The organism is Halomonas sp. KHS3, assembly GCF_000830495.1.
Lineage (GTDB): Bacteria > Pseudomonadota > Gammaproteobacteria > Pseudomonadales > Halomonadaceae > Vreelandella > Vreelandella titanicae.
The window spans coordinates 429,935-447,148 of sequence record NZ_JWHY01000004.1 but is presented as its reverse complement, the minus strand read 5'-3'; the positions used below and the strand labels follow the sequence as shown (position 1 = coordinate 447,148).

Here is a 17,214-nt window from a genome sequence, read left to right as displayed (position 1 = left end):
CCGCTAGCCCAGCGCCAGCTGTTTGTCTTTCATTTGATGGAGCTGGTCGCGAAGCCGAGCCGCCTCTTCGAACTCCAGATTTTGTGCTGCCTCAAACATGGCGTCTTCGAGCTTGCTGATGGCGCCCAACAGATCATGCTTGCTCATCGTGGTGACATCATACTCGGCGGCGCTTTCCGCCACCTTGCGCTCATTACCACGCCGACGGCTGTTCTTCTTGCCCGGCGCCTGGGCGGCTTCAAGGATATCGGCCACTGAGCGGGTAACCGTTGTTGGCGTAATACCGTGTTCTAGGTTGTGTTCGGTCTGCTTGGCGCGACGACGCTCGGTTTCATCAATCGCCTTGCGCATCGAGTCAGTAATCCGATCACCGTAAAGAATCGCCTTGCCGTGGGCGTTACGGGCAGCGCGGCCAATGGTCTGTATCAGCGAGCGTTCGGCACGCAGAAAGCCCTCTTTATCGGCGTCGAGAATCGCCACCAGCGACACTTCGGGAATATCCAGGCCTTCGCGCAGCAGGTTGATACCCACCAACACATCAAATTTGCCCAGGCGTAAATCGCGAATAATCTCAACCCGCTCGACGGTGTCGATATCCGAATGTAAGTAGCGCACCCGAATGCCGTGCTCATCAAAATACTCGGTCAGGTCTTCCGCCATACGCTTGGTTAGCGTGGTCACCAGTACTCGCTCGCCTACCGCAGTGCGCAAGCCGATTTCCGAAAGCAGATCGTCGACCTGGGTACTGGCCGGACGCACTTCGATTTCGGGATCCAGCAGCCCGGTGGGACGCACCACCTGCTCAACGGTCTGGCTTGCGTGCTCCCCCTCATAGCGGCCTGGGGTTGCGGAAACAAAGATGGTTTGTGGTGAAATGGCCTCCCACTCTTCAAACTTCATGGGCCGGTTATCCAACGCCGAAGGCAACCGGAAACCATACTCGACTAGGGTCTCTTTACGCGAACGGTCCCCTTTGTACATACCACCTACCTGGGGCACGCTGACGTGGGACTCGTCGATAAATAGCAGTGCGTCATCGGGCAGGTAATCAAAGAAAGTAGGCGGTGGCTCGCCGGGGGCACGCCCAGAGAGGTAGCGGGAGTAGTTTTCGATACCGTTGCAGTAACCCAGCTCCAGCATCATCTCAATATCGTAAAGTGTGCGCTGCTCAAGACGCTGTGCTTCTACCAGCCGTTCATGCTTACGCATCCACTCCAGTCGCTCTTTGAGCTCCTCTTTAATGGCATCAATGGCGCCCAGAATCGTTTCCCGGGGGGTGACGTAGTGCGATTTTGGATAGATAGTCATCCTTGGCACCTCCCCGCGGACAGCGCCGGTGAGCGGATCAAACAGTCGGATAGTGTCGATTTCGCTGTCAAACAGCTCTACCCGCACCGCCTCCTCGTCAGAGTCGGCAGGAAAGATATCGATCACATCGCCGCGCACCCGGTAAGTACCGCGGCGGAAATCCATATCATTACGAGTGTACTGAAGCTCGGCCAAGCGCCGCAGGAAAGCGCGCTGGTCAATCAACTCGCCGCGAGTGAAGTGCAGACGCATCTTTAAGTATTGGTCGGGGTCACCCAAGCCGTAAATCGCTGACACTGATACCACAATCAGCGCATCGCGCCTTTCTAGCAGTGCCTTGGTGGCCGAAAGCCGCATCTGCTCGATATGGTCGTTTATCGAGGCATCTTTCTCGATAAAGGTATCCGAGGAAGGCACATAGGCTTCCGGCTGGTAGTAGTCGTAGTAGGAGACGAAATACTCTACGGCGTTATCCGGGAAAAACGCCTTGAATTCGCCATACAACTGGGCAGCCAGGGTCTTATTCGGCGCCATCACGATGGTCGGGCGCTGCTGTTGTTCCACAACATTGGCCATGGTAAAGGTTTTGCCCGACCCGGTCACGCCAAGCAGCGTTTGGTGAGCAAGCCCAGATTCCAGGCCACTAATCAGCCCTTTAATAGCAGCAGGCTGGTCGCCAGCGGGCTGAAATTTTGACTGCAATCGAAAGGCTTTGCTCATCGGTGCTCCTATAAAAGATATAATTTAAACTAACCGGGTGGCGATCTCGACCGTAGACTGGGTCATCAGGCGTTGAATCGGGCAGCGGTGGCTAATATCTTCCAGCCGGGCGCGCTGTTCGGGGTCTTCAATACCGTGCAGTGTTAATGCCACGTCTAGCTTGTAGATGCCCTTTTTTTCCTGACTATCGTCCCGCTGCACGGTGACGGTAATGCCCTCAAGCGGCCACTCTTTACGCTTGGCGTACATCTGCACGGTAACCGCCTTGCAGGTACCCAGAGCAATATCGAAATAGTCGTGGGGATCAGGGGCACTGCCCTCGCCACCTACTATCGGTGGCACATCGGCATATAGATCTTCCAAACCATTGACTTCAACTCGCTGCCTAAAGACATGGTTGCGTTCACTGATCACGGTAATGGGAGGGTGCATTAGGATACCTTTACGCCTAGCTTGAGTTTTTCAATGGCATTAATCAGCGTCTCGCGTTTTGCCCGGCCGTCCACATCGGCACCATGGCGCCCCACTTCGGCACTATCAACGCCATCAAGCATCATGAGTGCAGTGGTGATTTTGTTCACCTGATCGACCGATTTAACACCCTGGAATGTCAACGACTGCTGTGCCATAGCGTTTCCCTACCTGTTGCCCTGTGCAAAACTGATACAAGAGAAAGAGTCTAGCACGCTAATGGTGCCTTGCAATCAGTGACGACTGCCCACACCTAATAGCATTCAAGGCACTTTTACTTTTACGTACTGAATGCATCACTATCGAACGCTTTCCCACTTTTGCAGGAGTTTTTATGGCGACCGTTACCGCTAGCACCCCCGCCCTTGGCAGCGTCCGCCTTAACCACTTAGCCGCGCTGGATGTGAAGGGGGCGGATGCAGAAAAGTTCCTACAGGGCCAGACCAGCGCCCAAGTCAGCTTGGCCGACGGGCACTTTGCGCCGCTCACCTGTTTCTGCACGCCTAAGGGCCGCATGCTGGCCAACGCCCAGCTAATGCGCTTGGGCGAAGAGCATTATCGGCTACTGCTCAGTAATACCCTATTGGATAGCCTAGAGAGTCATCTTAAAAAATTCGCCGCTTTTTACCGTGCTGAACTAACCAGCCAACGCGACCTAGTATTCATTGGTGCCAGCGATGAGGCCCAATCGCTTGCGAATCAGCTGGGCCTGACGCTAGCTGATCAAGTAGGCACCCATACTAGCAACGATCAGGCCTGCGCAATCCGCTACCCTGGTGAGACACCGCGCTGGCTATTGTGTTTCGCAAACGACAGCAAGGTCGATTTAGCGTCGGCTCAGGATGACCAAGCGGGCCGTAACGCTTGGCAGCTTGAGGATATTCGTAGCGGTTTGGCGTGGCTAACCGATACCCAACAGGATCACTTCCTGCCCCAAATGCTGAACTGGGAAGCGCTGGGCGGCATTAGCTTTAAAAAAGGCTGTTACACCGGCCAGGAAGTCGTCGCCCGAGCACACTTCCGGGGTCAGGTGAAAAAGCGCTTGATGCGTATTAGCTTAGAAGCCGACTCACTGCCCGCAGCAGGTGCTAGCGTGGTTAATAGTGACGATAAAGCGGTAGGTGAAGTGGTGGTCAGTGCGTTTAATCATCAAGGCGGCGTCGAATTACTGGCAGTCATGAGCACCAAAGTCGCCGAAGAAACTATGCAACTTTATTTAGATGGGGTGCCAGCGACACTTCTCACGTTACCCTATACGATTGAACGCGTTGACCCTGAACAGCTGGCAGTTAGCCTTAACGGCTAGGCTTACTCTAGGTTGAAGGCAAGCCAAACAGCGTCGCGGCGGTATTACTGCTCTGAGCTGCGACCTGCTCCTCTGTTTGCCCGCGCAGTGCGGCAACAACGCTGCATACCTCAGCCACTCGACATGGCTCATTACGCATGCCCTGGTAGCCGCTAAGCGGCATATCGGGGCTGTCGGTTTCCAGCACAAAGGCATCGTCAGGCAGTCCCTCAACGGTTCGCCGTAACCGCCTGGCGCGTTCATAGGTGACTGCGCCGCCCAACCCCAGCTTGAAGCCCAGATCGAGAAACTTGGTTGCTTGCTCAATGGAGCCTGAGAAGGCGTGAATCAGCCCTGCCTCTGGAAGCGCAAGCTGGCGTAGGCGCTTGGCGACCTTATCGTTGGCGTGGACACAGTGCACCACTACCGGCAGAGAATGCTGTTTCGCTAGCTTCAGCTGGACATCAAAGTAGTGCCACTGCGCTTCAAGCGTGTCGGTAAAGCGACCATCAATACCGCACTCGCCCACTGCTACTATCTCAGGGTGCTCAGCGAGCAAATGATCAAGCGCGTTGATATCCGACGCTTGATGCTCATCGACAAAGTAAGGGTGCAAGCCCAAGCATACCGACGTATCCGGCCGCTCGCCGAGCGCCAGCACCTGCTGCCAGCGCGAACGGGTCGTCCCCGGTACCACAAAGTGCACGACACCCACTGCCTTAGCGGACTCGAACACCTCAGCCCGATCATCATCGAACTGGGTAAAATCGAGATGGCAATGAGCATCTATCAGCATGGGAACGCCTGACATATAGGGATTAGTGCTCGCGGGTAGGCTGGAAGCGAATATCCGGCCAACGCTCCTGAGTCATCTGCAGGTTCACCCGGGTAGGCGCAATGTAGGTGAGATAACCACCGCCATCGATCGCCAGGTTGGCGCTGGCCTTGCGCTTGAACTCTTCCAGCTTTTTGGCATCTTCACAGTAGACCCAGCGAGCTGTCTGGACATTGACACCTTCATAGAGGCAGTCGACCTTGTACTCCTCCTTGAGACGGTGGGCGACCACATCGAACTGCAGGGTACCTACGGCGCCGAGAATCAGATCGTTGTTGTCCATCGGCATAAAGACCTGGGTAGCCCCCTCTTCGGAAAGCTGCTGCAAGCCTTTTTGTAGCGCCTTCATCTTAAGTGGATCTTTAAGCCGTACGCGCTTAAATAGCTCGGGGGCAAAGTGGGGTATGCCGGTAAAGCGCATATCTTCGCCCACGGTAAAGGTATCGCCGATCTGAATCGTGCCGTGATTATGCAGGCCAATAATATCGCCGGGCCAAGCCTCTTCTACCTGGGAGCGGTCGGAGGCCATAAAGGTCAAGGCGTCGGCAATTTTAACGTCCTTGCCGATACGCACATGGCGCATCTTCATGTTCTTTTCGTACTTACCCGAGCAGACGCGCAAAAAAGCGATGCGGTCGCGGTGATTGGGATCCATATTGGCCTGGATTTTAAACACGAAGCCGGTGAAACGCTCATCATCAGATGTAACTACCCGAGTATCGGTTTCGTGGGCCTTGGGCGGCGGTGCGTACTCGACAAAGCCATCCATCATCTCGCGCACCCCAAAGTTACCCATGGCGGTACCGAAATAGACCGGCGAAAGCTCACCCCGGCGATAAGCCTCCAGATCAAATTCATGGGAGGCGCCACGCACAAGTTCTACTTCCATACGCAGCTCTTCGGCCTGATCTTCCCCAAGCACAGCATCCACTTCGGGATTATCCAAACCCTCAATGCGCTTATCCTCGGGAATGCGGCTACCCTGCCCCTGGGTATACAGATGAATCACGTCGTTATAGAGGTGGTAAACACCTTTGAAGTGGCGACCCATACCGATCGGCCAGGTCATCGGCGCACATTGAATGTTTAAGACGGTCTCGACTTCATCCATCACCTCAATGGGGTCGCGGATATCGCGATCCATTTTGTTGATAAAGGTGAGAATCGGCGTGGTGCGCAGACGACACACTTCCATCAATTTAATGGTGCGATCCTCAACACCTTTGGCGCCGTCGATCACCATCAAGGCAGAATCAACCGCCGTGAGCGTACGGTAGGTATCTTCAGAGAAGTCTTCGTGACCCGGTGTATCCAGCAGATTGACGATGCGGCCGCCGTAGGGGAACTGCATCACCGAGGTCGTTACCGAGATCCCCCGCTCCTGCTCCATCTTCATCCAGTCTGACGTTGCATGGCGATCGTTACGCTTGCTCTTCACCGAGCCGGCTAACTGGATGGCATTCCCAAATAGCAGCATTTTTTCGGTAATGGTGGTTTTACCGGCGTCGGGGTGCGAAATAATAGCGAATGTCCTGCGAAGCTCGGCTTCACGGGCTAATTGAGTCTCTTTCATTGTGCCTCTTCAAATATAGGGTCTCATTCGCAGCACTCACTCAGCAGCTTTCGCTAACTAGCCACCGCGCGTTGAGCCATGTCCATTGCGACAATTGTAACGCTTGGAGGCGGCTGTTGTCGCGGGTGGCGTCAAATGTGACGCTCTTGAAAAAGGCCAAAAAAAACGCTGAACAAGTCAGCGTTTTAATCTTACAAAGTGGCACAAGGCCGATGTTAACCACCACCAAAGCCGGGGGCTAGGCGAAGGTATTTACCTGCGTACCTAGGGTGCCCTCTTTAGCTAGATCTGGCTGCGCGCCAGTATCGGCAGAGGCCATTATTTCAGTTACTTGATCAGCTTGCGTATCCAAAGCTTCTTTGAAAACCTGCATTTGAGCCTGTTCGGCGGTTTGCGCCTGATTCATATACAGCGATGCACTGACTGAACTGCTGATGCCTACATCCATATATCCACCTCATGGTGTGCAAATGTACTTATAAACTAGCAAAGCATTAGATCACGCGCAAAGATACCGTCTCTATTACTAGTGCTAGCGTCTATTACTATCGGCCTAACTCGCCTGATCATTAATAAATAAAGCGCTAGTTAGAACCTATCAGCACGAAATGGTGCCATATCGATGGCCGTGGGCTGCCCCTCCATCATATCCGCCATTAGATGACCGGTGGCGGGCCCCAGAGTGAACCCCTGATGGCCATGGCCAAAGGCAAGCCACAACCCTGGATGCCTTGGCGCAGGCCCAATCACTGGCTTCATATCGGGCAAACAGGGGCGCGCGCCTTTCCAAGGGGCGTCATCGCGTCGCTCGCCCAAGGGGAACACGCTGCGTGCCACTTTCTCGGCGGCGCCCAGTTGATTGACATCAGCAGGCGCATCCAAGCGATCCAGCTCAGCGCCGGTAGTCAAGCGAACCCCTGCGTTCATCGGCGCCAGCAGGTAGCCCACCTCGGCATCCATAACCCAGAAATTTAGCTTGGCTGGCGCTTGAGGCGCGTAGTGCATGTGGTAGCCACGTTTTACAAAGGTAGGAAAGTGGTAGCCCAATTCTTTTAGCCAGCTTCCCGCCCAGGGCCCTAGCGCCACGACGACGTCATCTACTTCTAACGCTTCAGCAGCGGTATTGACCTGCCAGCGATCACCCATTTGCTGAACCGACTTGATATCCGACTGCAAAATACGCCCGCCATCATTACTAAACGCTTGGGCGTAAGCCGCGACCAACCCACCTGGATCAGCAACCGTCCAGGGATCAAGCCAGTGAATTGCGCCGATAATGGTGTCACTCAAAGAGGGCTCTTTCTGCGCAAGAGCCGCCTTATCCAGTTGCTCAAACTGCACGCCATAAAGGCGCCGTGCTTCTTCGGCCTCGGTTATCCGCGCAGCAAGTTTTTCAGGCGTGCGATATAGCTCAAGCCATCCCTGCCTGCGCACCAAGTGCTCAGCGCCTGCGGCTTCAATCATCGGGCCGTGGGTTTTTAGCGAAAGCTGAATCAGTGAGGCGTATTCCGGCACGATTTTCTGGTAAGTCTTCGGCGCTGAGTTCATCCAGTAGCGCAATAGCGGGGAGGCGGCGTTGACCATACCCGCGGGGCGGTAACGAATATCTACCCGACGGTTAGGTAAAACGCTGAGGAGCGTTTTAACGTCGCGGGGAAAAGGGTAAGGCCTTACCGCTTCCCGCTGAATGATACCCGCATTGCCAAACGAGGTTTCGCGGCCAGGCTGAAGGCGATCTACCAGGGTCACCTCATGCCCACGCTGGCGCAGATGCCAGGCAATGCTGACACCGACCATGCCTGCTCCCAAAACTACCGTTTGACGCGCCATTTTGATGCACTCCCTTTTCAGCGTTTATGAACCACAATTGAAGACCTATAACTAATTGAAAAATATCACCAATCAATGCGCATTAACACAGTAGAAAACGCTATTTTATTTCTAAAAATCAGTAATTAATGCTGTCATAAGCGTTAAAAAGGATGACTTCACTATTAGCGGCATAACAATTGCTTAGTTTCTATTAGGAAACCTGAATGGCAGTCGGTTAGCACCGGTGCAACGGTTCCCCCTCCTTCCGCTTAAAACAAACAAAGCACCAAAAAGAAGCGCACTTGCACCAAAAGATACTAAGGAAAACACCATGCCTGCCACGCTAAATTTGGACAGCTCGTTGCTCGATATGCTCTGGGTGCTCTGGGCCGCTGCTCTGGTATTTGTGATGCAAGCTGGCTTTCTCTGCCTGGAAGCGGGCACTACGCGCACCAAGAATGCTATCAACGTCGCTATGAAAAACATAGCGGACTTTGCCATTGCCGTCAGTATTTTTTGGTTAGTCGGTTTTGGTCTCATGTTTGGCGACTCTCACCACGGCTTAATCGGCACAACGCTGTTTGGTTGGCAATTAGAAGCCTCCAGCCACTGGGTGATTACCGTTTTTATTTTCCAAGCAATGTTCTGCGCCACCGCCGCTACCATTGTGTCGGGCGCAGTGGCAGAACGTATGCCCTTTTTAGCCTATACCTGGACGGCCCTCTGGATAGCCTTGGTTATCTATCCGGTTTTTGGTCATTGGGCATGGGGCGGGCTTTTGGATGGCGCGGAAGGCTGGTTAGGGGCGCTAGGGTTTGTCGACTTTGCGGGCTCCACGGTCGTACATAGCGTAGGCGGTTGGGTCGCCCTGGCAGCGGTACTGTGTATTGGGCCACGCAGCGGACGCTTCAGCCACGGTAAACCACCTACTGCCTTCCCTTCAGGCAACTTACCCCTCGCCATGTTAGGCGCACTGTTTATGATCTTAGGCTGGTTTGGCTTTAACGGCGGTAGCACCCTGGCCGTTACCGAGCAAATACCCAGCATAATAGCCAATACTGTTTTGGGCGCCGTCGGCGGCATCCTTTCGGGCATGCTGATGGGGCTACGCACTCGGCGCTACGCCGACGTTATGTATGCGATTAATGGCGCCATTGCGGGCTTGGTCGCCGTCACCGCCAGCGCTCATGTGATCTCCTTATCGGCGGCATTTGGGCTGGGTGCAGTTAGTGGCGTACTGATGGTACTGACCAGCGAATGGCTGATAAGCAAACATATTGATGATGCAGTCAGCGCCATACCCTCGCACCTCGTCGCGGGCGTATGGGGTACGCTAGCACTGCCCTGGGTCGCTGACTTAACACTGATGGATAGTGGCTTGTCGCGATCCGCTCAGTTTGGCGTTCAGTTGATCGGTGTTGTGGTGTGCGGCGTTTGGAGCTTTGGCAGCGCCTGGCTACTGTTCCGCATTACCCGGCGCTTCCTGCCCATACGCGTCTCACCTGAAGCAGAAAAGATGGGCCTCAATCTCGCCGAGCATGGCGCCAAAAATGAGTTGAACCAACTGCTTGAGCATATGCGCCAGCATGAACAGCAGGGTGATATGCGCCAGCGAATTGACGCCGACCCGTTTACCGAAGTGGGCGAAATAGCGGCGAGCTATAATCGCGTAACCGCTGCCCTTGAAAGCGCCGTTGGACATACCCGCGTGATGCTTCGCAATCTCCGCGATGGCGTGATTACCTGGCAGGCAGACGGCACCCTGACCAGCCTTAACCCTGGAGCGGAGCAACTCTTCGAGGTCGACGCCAAACAGATTATTGGCCAACCTGTCTCGCAGCTATTGCCAACCCGCTCCCTCAGCCCCGGAGCACGCCATGAAATTAAACGCCGCTGCGCAGATATGCAGGTGCGCCACCTGGAAATACAAGTCAGCGAAGGAGCCAGCGGTTCCGCGTCAGAGCGCTCAGGGATGGTGCGCGATATTACCGAGCGCAAACAGCTGCAGGAGCAGTTAAACCGCGAACGCGACCTTGCCCGTACTACCCTGGCATCGATCGGTGATGGCGTTATTACCTGCGACGCTAGTGGCAACGTAACGTTTATCAATGCGGAAGCTAAGCGCTTGACCGGATGGACACTCGAAGAGGCCATGGATAAACCCATTTACGTGGTGTATCAACTACTCGATGAAGCCAGTGGCCAACCGCTAAACAACCCGGCCCGGCAAGTGCTCACTCAACTAACTCCGGTGCACTCCACCGAGCACTGCCTACTGGTCAGTCGTGATCACTCGCATACCCCCATCCAACACAGCGCTTCACCAATACGTTCGCGCAGCGGCATTACCTTAGGTGCAGTGGTCGTTTTTCAGGATGTTAGCCTCACTCGCCAGTTGACCGAACAGCTGAGCTATCAGGTCAGCCATGACAACCTGACCGACCTGCTCAACCGCCGCGCCTTCGAATCAGCACTGACTGCGCTACTTAATCGCGACGATGGCCACCATGTGCTGTGTTACCTGGATCTCGATCAGTTCAAAATCGTCAATGACACCTGCGGCCATCTCGCTGGAGATGAGCTGCTGCGCCAATTGGCGTTAAAATTTAAAGACCATGTGCGCAGCAGCGATATCGCCGCCCGCCTGGGTGGCGATGAATTCGCTTTGTTGCTACCCGATTGCGGTATAGAGCGAGCATTGACGATTGCGGAAGCGTTACGCTGCGATATTGAGCAGTATCGTTTTTCTTGGCAGGGCCATACCTTTGGTATCGGCGTAAGCATTGGTTTGGTTGAACTCAACGCCGCTCAGCCCATGCAGTTGAGCCAGGCTCTCCACGCCTCTGACGCTGCGTGCTACGCCGCGAAAGAGGCAGGCCGCAATCGCATCCACTGCTATCAGCCTGACGATCATGCATTACTGGAGAAACACGGCGAACTGCAGTGGGTACAACGCTTGCAAAATGGCTTGGATAACGACACCTTCCGTCTTTTCGCCCAACCCATTGCAGCCATTTGCGCCACTGGCCCTGGCTACCGGGAAATTCTGCTGCGACTTGAAGAGCATGGAGAGATCATCGCGCCAGGTAGCTTTCTACCCGCTGCCGAGCGTTATCACTTTATGGAGCGCATTGACCGCTGGGTGATTCGTAACACCCTAGCCTGGCTAGGGGATCAAAACCGCCATGCGACGCTGCCACCTCACAGCTTATGGGGGATCAATCTTTCAGGTGCGTCGCTTTCCGATGCGGATTTTTGTCACGACCTTATTACTCAGGTCGCCATGGCAGGCCTGCCCCACGGCACGCTCTGCTTTGAAATTACCGAAAGCACCGCCATTGCCCAACTCTCAAGCGTGAGTGAAATAATTGTCACCCTTAAAGAGTACGGCTGTCGCTTTGCACTGGATGACTTTGGTACCGGCCTCTCCTCTTTTAGTTATTTGAAGCAGTTGCCCGTCGATTATTTGAAAATTGACGGTAATTTTATCCGCAATGTGCATCAGGATCCGATTGATCGCGCTATGGTTGAGGCGATTCATGCCGTCGGCAAGGCGTTAGGAATTGAAACCATTGCTGAATTTGTGGAAACCCAGGCAACGCTGGATATTTTGCACCACATGGGAATCAACTACGCGCAGGGGTATTTGCTGGGCAGGCCTGAGCCGCTCACCCATATGGCGGGTAACCGCATTAAGGTGATGCCGCGCTAGCTACAATAAAGGGGGAGTCTAAAAGCCAGAAACACAAAAACCCCAGTTAAGGGCATACTCTCTAAAAGAAGGGGTAAACTAAAAGGAAATTAAAAATAGCAGAAGCGATATATGCTGGGGTAATGGGGTGGATGATGGGACTTGAACCCACGACCACCGGAGTCACAATCCGGGGCTCTACCACTGAGCTACACCCACCACAACCTAAAACTGGAAACGCAAATATTGTCACTGGGGTGGATGATGGGATTTGAACCCACGACCACCGGAGTCACAATCCGGGGCTCTACCCCTGAGCTACACCCACCAAAGACAATCTTACGTAGAACAAATAGCATGCGCTTGAAGATATGATTCTGACAGGTTGTTACCACTGAATTAGGTGGCACGCCCAGCAGGAATCGAACCCGCAACCTACGGCTTAGAAGGCCGTTGCTCTATCCGGTTGAGCTATGGGCGCACATATAGTATTCATATAATACGAATACCGATGAGCACTAGACCACAACTGCAGCTTGGAAAAGCAAACTACTACCTTTCATGCTAAGTGATTGGTCGGGATGGAGGGATTCGAACCCCCGACATCCTGCTCCCAAAGCAGGCGCGCTACCAGACTGCGCTACATCCCGATTTTTATCACCTTAGACGCTACCGTGCTGCCCGTCTCAAGCGAGGCATATATTACTATTTTTAATTTTAAAGTCAACCATTAAAGTGATTGTTCGTGAAGGCGCTTTGCCTGGATGCTCCAGCGTGCGAAAATTACCGCCTTTAAAGCGCTGTGGCTTGAGCGCTTTAATGCCTAGGCTATTTTTAACATTCACAGGGACTCCATTACATGACCGCCCAACTAATCGATGGCAAAGCCATCGCTGCTACTGTCCGCCAACAGGTTGCCGAAAAGATCGCTGCACGCCGTCAAACCGGCGGACGGGCACCGGGACTAGCCGTGGTTGTGGTCGGGGACGATCCCGCCTCTCATGTGTATGTCAGCAATAAGCACCGCGCCTGCGAACAAGCTGGCATTCTCTCCTTTCAGCATGCCCTACCCGCTACAACCTCACAGCATGAACTGGAAGCCCTGGTTGATCAGCTCAACAGCGACCCGACCGTTGATGGCATCTTGGTTCAACTGCCACTGCCCAAGCATCTCGATGCCGAGCCCATTTTAGAGCGTATTCTGCCTGGCAAAGACGTCGATGGGTTTCACCCCTACAACATTGGCCGCTTAGCGCAGCGTATGCCCGCCCTACGCCCCTGCACGCCGAAAGGAATCATGACCCTACTGGCACAGAGCGATATTGCGCTACGCGGCTTAGATGCCACCGTTGTGGGCGCCTCTAACATTGTAGGCCGCCCTATGGCGCTGGAGCTGATGCTGGCAGGCTGTACCACCACCGTATGTCACCGTTTTACCCGCAACCTTGAAGATCACGTAAGCCGCGCCGACATCCTGGTCGTGGCCGTCGGCAAGCCGGGTATCGTGAAAGGCGAATGGATTAAGCCGGGCGCTATCGTGATCGACGTAGGCATCAATCGTCAGGAGGATGGCACGTTAAAAGGCGATCTTGATTTTGCCACCGCCGCCGAACGCGCCAGCTTTATCACCCCCGTACCTGGCGGCGTGGGGCCGATGACCGTAGCTACTCTGCTGGAAAATACCCTTGAAGCCGCCGAGAAGCACGATTTAGCTCCCCTAGAGCACGCCTGAGTTAAACAACACCACTTTTAATGTAGGAGCATGGCGCAGTGAAGCGTATTGGTATTATTGGCGCAATGGCGCAGGAAGTGAGCACCTTGGTGAGTCAGTTGGACAATCCCCAACGCTACGAGCACGCGGGTTTTGTCTTCCATACCGGCACGCGTTACGGCCTTGAGGTCATTGTGCTGCAGTCAGGGATTGGTAAGGTCAATGCCGCAGTAGGCACGGCTATTTTATTAGAGCGCCATCAGCCCGATGCCATTATCAATACCGGTTCCGCCGGTGGCTTTGCCGCCGATTTAGCCATTGGCGATGTAATCATTTCAGACGAAGTACGCCATCACGACGTCGACGCCGTGGTATTTGGCTACGAGATAGGCCAAGTGCCAGGGATGCCCGCCGCCTACTTGGCCGACAAATCGCTGCGAGAGGTGGCGCGTAATGCCATCGCCTCGTTAGGTGAAGTCCAGGTACGCGAAGGCTTGATCGCCACCGGTGACGCCTTTATGGCTGACCCTGCAAGGGTAGACGCTACCCGTGCCCAGTTCCCTAGCATGCTTGCGGTAGAGATGGAGGGCGCAGCCATTGCTCAAACGTGCCACCTCTACCAGTGCCCCTTCGTGGTGATCCGCGCGCTCTCTGACATTCCTGGCAGTGGCGACAACCACCTCTCCTTCGATGAATTTCTGGAAGTGGCCGCCGACCACTCATCGCGCATGGTTGACCAAATGCTTAAGCAACTTGGCAACGTCTAACAGGGCTTACTAAGCGCTTGGAGCCGTCGACCGTTAAAGCGTCGACGGTTCTTGTTAAGACCTGGCTTGTTAAGACCTAATCGCCCAGTTAAGCGTCTCCCCCGCCAGCAATGGAATAATGTTCTCTCCCTGAGCGTAAGGATAACTCTCCGGCAGTGTCCAACCCCGTCGCTCTAGCGTAATGGTGTCTGCGTTAGCCGATAACCCATAAAAACGCGGCCCATTCAGGCTGGCGAAGGCTTCCAACTTATCCAGGGCACCCATTTCATCGAAGGCGGTGGCGTAAAGCTCAATGGCCGCGGGGGCAGTATAGGCACCGGCACAGCCGCAGCTTGACTCTTTAGCCCCCTGGGAGTGGGGCGCGCTATCGGTGCCCAAAAAGAACTTATGGCTACCGCTGGTGGCTGCTTTAAGCAGCGCCTGGCGATGCTGCTCACGCTTTAGAATGGGCAGGCAGTAGTAGTGAGGACGAATCCCACCCACCAGCATCTTATTGCGGTTAAACAGCAGGTGATGCGCAGTAATGGTGGCGGCCACATTATCCGGTGCCTGGGCAACAAACTCTGCGGCTTGCTGGGTGGTGATATGCTCACACACTACTCTCAGCGCCGGATGGCGTTCCAGCAGCGGTTTTAGCACTGTTTCAATAAACACCGCTTCGCGATCAAAAATATCGATCTCAGCATGGGTGACTTCACCGTGCACCAAAAGTGGCATGCCAACCTTAGCCATCATTTCGATAGTGGCGTCACAGTGGGCCAAATCGGTCACCCCTGAATCGGAGTTAGTCGTGGCACCCGCCGGGTAAAGCTTCACCGCTTTGACAATGCCACTTTGTGCCGCGCGCTCGATCTCTTCCGGTGGAGTTGTATCGGTGAGATAGAGCACCATTAAGGGCTCGAAGGTACTGCCCGCTGGCAAGGCAGCAAGAATACGCTGACGATACTCAAGCGCCTGAGCCGTAGTGGTAACCGGCGGGGTGAGATTGGGCATAATGATCGCCCGCCCCATCTGCGCTGCGGTATGGCCTACCACCGCGTTGAGCGCCTCATCGTCGCGCAAGTGAAGGTGCCAGTCATCGGGGCGGGTCAGTGTTACAGTGTCCACGGCATGTCCTGTAGTGGTGTTAAGTCGGGTAAAATACGCCATGTACAGTATACGCAATTGCGCGATGGGATAAATCTGCTCCTCAAGCGCCCACACCCCAGCCCAAGTATCGTATTATGGCGGCGCTGTTTTAGAGACACAGCTCTTTCAAGATCCAGATCTAACGGTTAGTTTTTGCAGTCGTTTATAAAAGTTAGTTTTTGACGCTAAGGATTCGGTTGTTTATGCAGAACGTGCGCCGCTATGCGGATATTATTGCCAGCCTGGAAGGATTGATGTGGCTAAGCCTCGCTTGGTCGATTTCGCTCTCCGTTCATATCGGCAGCACAGAACCCACTCTTGCTAGCTTATTGGTGATTGGTGCTCTAGTGGTTTTCTGCTGGGCTCATCGGCCACTGCGTTACCTGTTGCGCCGCTACCATATTCGCAAGCGACGCACCGACATGTGGATCCATACCCTGGCTCTGCCGTTGCTGCTGGCGATGTTCCTCCACATCATGCTTGAAGCGTTATTGGGTAGCGCCTGGTTGCCGCCTAAAATGCTGCTGTTCAATATATTGGCGTCGGCTGGCTGGACAACCTACGTGATGACCCTGTTGATTAAATCTGTCATTCATGGCTTTAAAGCCAAAACCAAGTAAGCCCATCATGCCGACTGCCCTACCCCTCCCGCTTTCTACACCCAACCGTAACTTGGTGCGACTGACTATTGTGCGCGGCATCACCTGGACGGGTTTTTTACTGGCGATTGTGGTGGGCGTTGAACTGCTCGCCTTCGATTTACCGGTGACCGCCGTGGTGAGCGTGGTCATTTCAATGGGCGTACTCAATATTGCCACCTGGTGGCGCCTGGGCCGTCCCCGCGCGGTGACGCACCTTGAGTATTTGCTGCATTTACTTGCCGATATCACCGGCTTAACACTACTGTTCTATTTCTCGGGCGGTTCCACCAACCCTTTTATTACCTACTACCTGGTGCCGGTTACCATCGCCGCCGCCACCCTGCCCTGGCGCCATGCCTGGATCATCGCCGCATGCTCCATGGCGGGCTATACCTTTTTAATGTTCTCCTACCACCCCATCCCGCAACTGGGCCATATCAACAGTGATAGCCCCTTGAGCCTGCATATACTAGGCATGTGGCTTAACTTTGGCCTCTCTGCGGGGCTGGTAACCTTTTTTATCTACAAAATGGCTCACGCGCTGCGTAGCCGTGATCAGGCGCTCTCCCGCACTCGGGAAGCGGCCCTGCGCAATGAGCAGGTGTTGGCGGTCGCAACCCAGGCCGCGGGCACTGCCCACGAACTGGGCACACCACTCTCGACCATGGCAGTCCTCCTCAAAGAGATGCAGGCCGATGCCCCCGCCGATTCGACGCTTGATCAGGACATTAACTTATTGCGCCAGCAGGTCGACGTATGCAAATCACGTCTACAAAATTTGGTCTCCAATGCTGACCGGCGGCGTATGGCAGAACCCGAAGTGCTCGATGCAGAAGTGTGGTTAGCGGGGGTTGTTCAGCGCTGGTTGGTGCTCCGTCCTGATGTGAGCCATCAGTTCGATGTGGCAGAGAAACGCGGAAGACCTTGGCTGGCCGTCGATGCCACGCTCGACCAAGCATTGACCAATTTGCTCAATAACGCCGCTGACGCCAATCCTGAGCACATTGCCATACGCTTAGACTGGCAGAGTGAGAGCGTGGTGATCGATATTCGTGACCATGGCCCAGGTGTCGCCATGTCGATCGCCGACCAGTTGGGTGAGACGTTTATTTCGACTAAAAGCAAAGGCATGGGCATCGGCTTGTTTTTAACCCATGCCACCATCAATCGCTTTGGTGGTGGTGTAAGCCTGTATAATCACCCGGAAGGGGGTACGCTAACGGAAGTCACGCTGCCCCGCTGCGCAGCGCCAACTTAATCGCGCCCGCCCCA

General features: G+C 54.6%; 15 protein-coding genes and 4 tRNA genes. 6 read left to right on the top strand and 13 right to left on the bottom strand.

Annotation, left to right across the window (positions count from 1 at the left end; translation table 11 throughout):
• Positions 1–3 precede the first annotated feature (3 nt).
• From uvrB to RO22_RS12875, 3 genes are read right to left on the bottom strand one after another with little or no spacing between them, the layout of a single operon-like run.
• Positions 4–2,028 (bottom strand): excinuclease ABC subunit UvrB, encoded by a 2,025-nt coding sequence (gene uvrB, locus RO22_RS12885; RefSeq protein WP_009286682.1) that lies wholly within the window; start codon positions 2,026–2,028, stop codon positions 4–6.
• Between the two features lie 24 nt (positions 2,029–2,052).
• Positions 2,053–2,460, bottom strand: coding sequence for an OsmC family protein (locus RO22_RS12880; protein ID WP_022523500.1), 408 nt, complete (start codon positions 2,458–2,460; stop codon positions 2,053–2,055).
• Positions 2,460–2,657: a hypothetical protein gene (locus RO22_RS12875; protein ID WP_007114205.1), complete on the bottom strand. Its 198-nt coding sequence runs from the start codon at positions 2,655–2,657 to the stop codon at positions 2,460–2,462. The genes RO22_RS12880 and RO22_RS12875 overlap by 1 nt, the downstream gene beginning before the upstream one ends.
• 176 nt (positions 2,658–2,833) lie before the next feature.
• Here RO22_RS12875 and RO22_RS12870 point away from each other — a divergent pair, with 176 nt between their 5' ends.
• Positions 2,834–3,805 carry a YgfZ/GcvT domain-containing protein gene (locus RO22_RS12870; RefSeq protein WP_009286681.1) on the top strand — a complete coding sequence of 324 codons (972 nt, stop codon included), beginning with the start codon at positions 2,834–2,836 and terminating at the stop codon, positions 3,803–3,805.
• A 7-nt stretch (positions 3,806–3,812) separates the two neighbouring features.
• Here the strand turns inward: RO22_RS12870 and RO22_RS12865 are convergent, their stop codons facing one another.
• The 4 genes from RO22_RS12865 to RO22_RS12850 all read right to left on the bottom strand — a co-directional run bounded on the left by RO22_RS12865 (position 3,813) and on the right by RO22_RS12850 (position 8,022).
• Positions 3,813–4,580, bottom strand: coding sequence for a TatD family hydrolase (locus RO22_RS12865; protein WP_027959408.1), 768 nt, complete (start codon positions 4,578–4,580; stop codon positions 3,813–3,815).
• Positions 4,581–4,602: 22 nt separating this feature from the next.
• Complete coding sequence (locus RO22_RS12860) at positions 4,603–6,192, bottom strand: peptide chain release factor 3 (protein ID WP_009286679.1); 1,590 nt, start codon at positions 6,190–6,192, stop codon at positions 4,603–4,605.
• A 238-nt stretch (positions 6,193–6,430) separates the two neighbouring features.
• Complete coding sequence (locus RO22_RS12855; RefSeq protein WP_022523503.1) at positions 6,431–6,640, bottom strand: putative motility protein; 210 nt, start codon at positions 6,638–6,640, stop codon at positions 6,431–6,433.
• A gap of 140 nt (positions 6,641–6,780) precedes the next feature.
• Positions 6,781–8,022 carry an NAD(P)/FAD-dependent oxidoreductase gene (locus RO22_RS12850; RefSeq protein ID WP_009286678.1) on the bottom strand — a complete coding sequence of 414 codons (1,242 nt, stop codon included), beginning with the start codon at positions 8,020–8,022 and terminating at the stop codon, positions 6,781–6,783.
• 313 nt (positions 8,023–8,335) lie between these two features.
• On the opposite strand from RO22_RS12850, the gene amt reads away from it, so the two are divergent.
• Positions 8,336–11,716, top strand: a complete 3,381-nt coding sequence (gene amt, locus RO22_RS12845) for an ammonium transporter (protein ID WP_041158457.1) — start codon at positions 8,336–8,338, stop codon at positions 11,714–11,716.
• 123 nt (positions 11,717–11,839) lie between these two features.
• Here the strand turns inward: amt and RO22_RS12840 are convergent.
• The 5 genes from RO22_RS12840 to RO22_RS24680 form a co-directional block, all read right to left on the bottom strand.
• Positions 11,840–11,914, bottom strand: a tRNA-His gene (locus RO22_RS12840).
• Between the two features lie 34 nt (positions 11,915–11,948).
• Positions 11,949–12,023 (bottom strand) — tRNA-His (locus RO22_RS12835).
• 76 nt (positions 12,024–12,099) lie between these two features.
• A tRNA-Arg gene (locus tag RO22_RS12830) sits at positions 12,100–12,176 on the bottom strand.
• A 92-nt stretch (positions 12,177–12,268) separates the two neighbouring features.
• Positions 12,269–12,345, bottom strand: a tRNA-Pro gene (locus tag RO22_RS12825).
• Between the two features lie 36 nt (positions 12,346–12,381).
• Positions 12,382–12,540 (bottom strand): hypothetical protein, encoded by a 159-nt coding sequence (locus RO22_RS24680; RefSeq protein ID WP_022523505.1) that lies wholly within the window; start codon positions 12,538–12,540, stop codon positions 12,382–12,384.
• 14 nt (positions 12,541–12,554) lie between these two features.
• Between RO22_RS24680 and folD the strand changes: the two genes are divergently transcribed.
• Positions 12,555–13,427, top strand: a complete 873-nt coding sequence (gene folD, locus RO22_RS12820) for a bifunctional methylenetetrahydrofolate dehydrogenase/methenyltetrahydrofolate cyclohydrolase FolD (protein ID WP_009286677.1) — start codon at positions 12,555–12,557, stop codon at positions 13,425–13,427.
• 38 nt (positions 13,428–13,465) lie between these two features.
• Positions 13,466–14,173 (top strand): 5'-methylthioadenosine/S-adenosylhomocysteine nucleosidase, encoded by a 708-nt coding sequence (gene mtnN, locus RO22_RS12815; RefSeq protein ID WP_009286676.1) that lies wholly within the window; start codon positions 13,466–13,468, stop codon positions 14,171–14,173.
• 69 nt (positions 14,174–14,242) lie between these two features.
• On the opposite strand, the gene pyrC is transcribed toward mtnN, so the two are convergent.
• Positions 14,243–15,280, bottom strand: a complete 1,038-nt coding sequence (pyrC, locus tag RO22_RS12810; RefSeq protein WP_041158456.1) for a dihydroorotase — start codon at positions 15,278–15,280, stop codon at positions 14,243–14,245.
• Between the two features lie 224 nt (positions 15,281–15,504).
• On the opposite strand from pyrC, the gene RO22_RS12805 reads away from it, so the two are divergent.
• Together RO22_RS12805 and RO22_RS12800 are read left to right on the top strand one after the other, a co-directional pair.
• Positions 15,505–15,921: a hypothetical protein gene (locus RO22_RS12805; protein WP_022523508.1), complete on the top strand. Its 417-nt coding sequence runs from the start codon at positions 15,505–15,507 to the stop codon at positions 15,919–15,921.
• Between the two features lie 7 nt (positions 15,922–15,928).
• On the top strand, positions 15,929–17,200 hold the full coding sequence (locus RO22_RS12800; protein ID WP_027959404.1) for an ATP-binding protein: 1,272 nt from the start codon (positions 15,929–15,931) through the stop codon (positions 17,198–17,200).
• The last annotated feature ends 14 nt before the right edge of the window (positions 17,201–17,214 follow it).

What these genes read in the sequence shown, in the direction of transcription:
- RO22_RS12855 (WP_022523503.1), bottom strand. Translation starts at nt 6,640, where the DNA reads ATGGATGTAGGCATCAGCAGTTCAGTCAGTGCATCGCTGTATATGAAT.
- RO22_RS12800 (WP_027959404.1), top strand. Translation starts at nt 15,929, where the DNA reads ATGCCGACTGCCCTACCCCTCCCGCTTTCTACACCCAACCGTAACTTG.
- RO22_RS12865 (WP_027959408.1), bottom strand. Translation starts at nt 4,580, where the DNA reads ATGCTGATAGATGCTCATTGCCATCTCGATTTTACCCAGTTCGATGAT.
- RO22_RS12875 (WP_007114205.1), bottom strand. Translation starts at nt 2,657, where the DNA reads ATGGCACAGCAGTCGTTGACATTCCAGGGTGTTAAATCGGTCGATCAG.
- uvrB (WP_009286682.1), bottom strand. Translation starts at nt 2,028, where the DNA reads ATGAGCAAAGCCTTTCGATTGCAGTCAAAATTTCAGCCCGCTGGCGAC.
- RO22_RS12870 (WP_009286681.1), top strand. Translation starts at nt 2,834, where the DNA reads ATGGCGACCGTTACCGCTAGCACCCCCGCCCTTGGCAGCGTCCGCCTT.
- amt (WP_041158457.1), top strand. Translation starts at nt 8,336, where the DNA reads ATGCCTGCCACGCTAAATTTGGACAGCTCGTTGCTCGATATGCTCTGG.
- RO22_RS12880 (WP_022523500.1), bottom strand. Translation starts at nt 2,460, where the DNA reads ATGCACCCTCCCATTACCGTGATCAGTGAACGCAACCATGTCTTTAGG.
- RO22_RS12805 (WP_022523508.1), top strand. Translation starts at nt 15,505, where the DNA reads ATGCAGAACGTGCGCCGCTATGCGGATATTATTGCCAGCCTGGAAGGA.
- RO22_RS12850 (WP_009286678.1), bottom strand. Translation starts at nt 8,022, where the DNA reads ATGGCGCGTCAAACGGTAGTTTTGGGAGCAGGCATGGTCGGTGTCAGC.
- folD (WP_009286677.1), top strand. Translation starts at nt 12,555, where the DNA reads ATGACCGCCCAACTAATCGATGGCAAAGCCATCGCTGCTACTGTCCGC.
- RO22_RS12860 (WP_009286679.1), bottom strand. Translation starts at nt 6,192, where the DNA reads ATGAAAGAGACTCAATTAGCCCGTGAAGCCGAGCTTCGCAGGACATTC.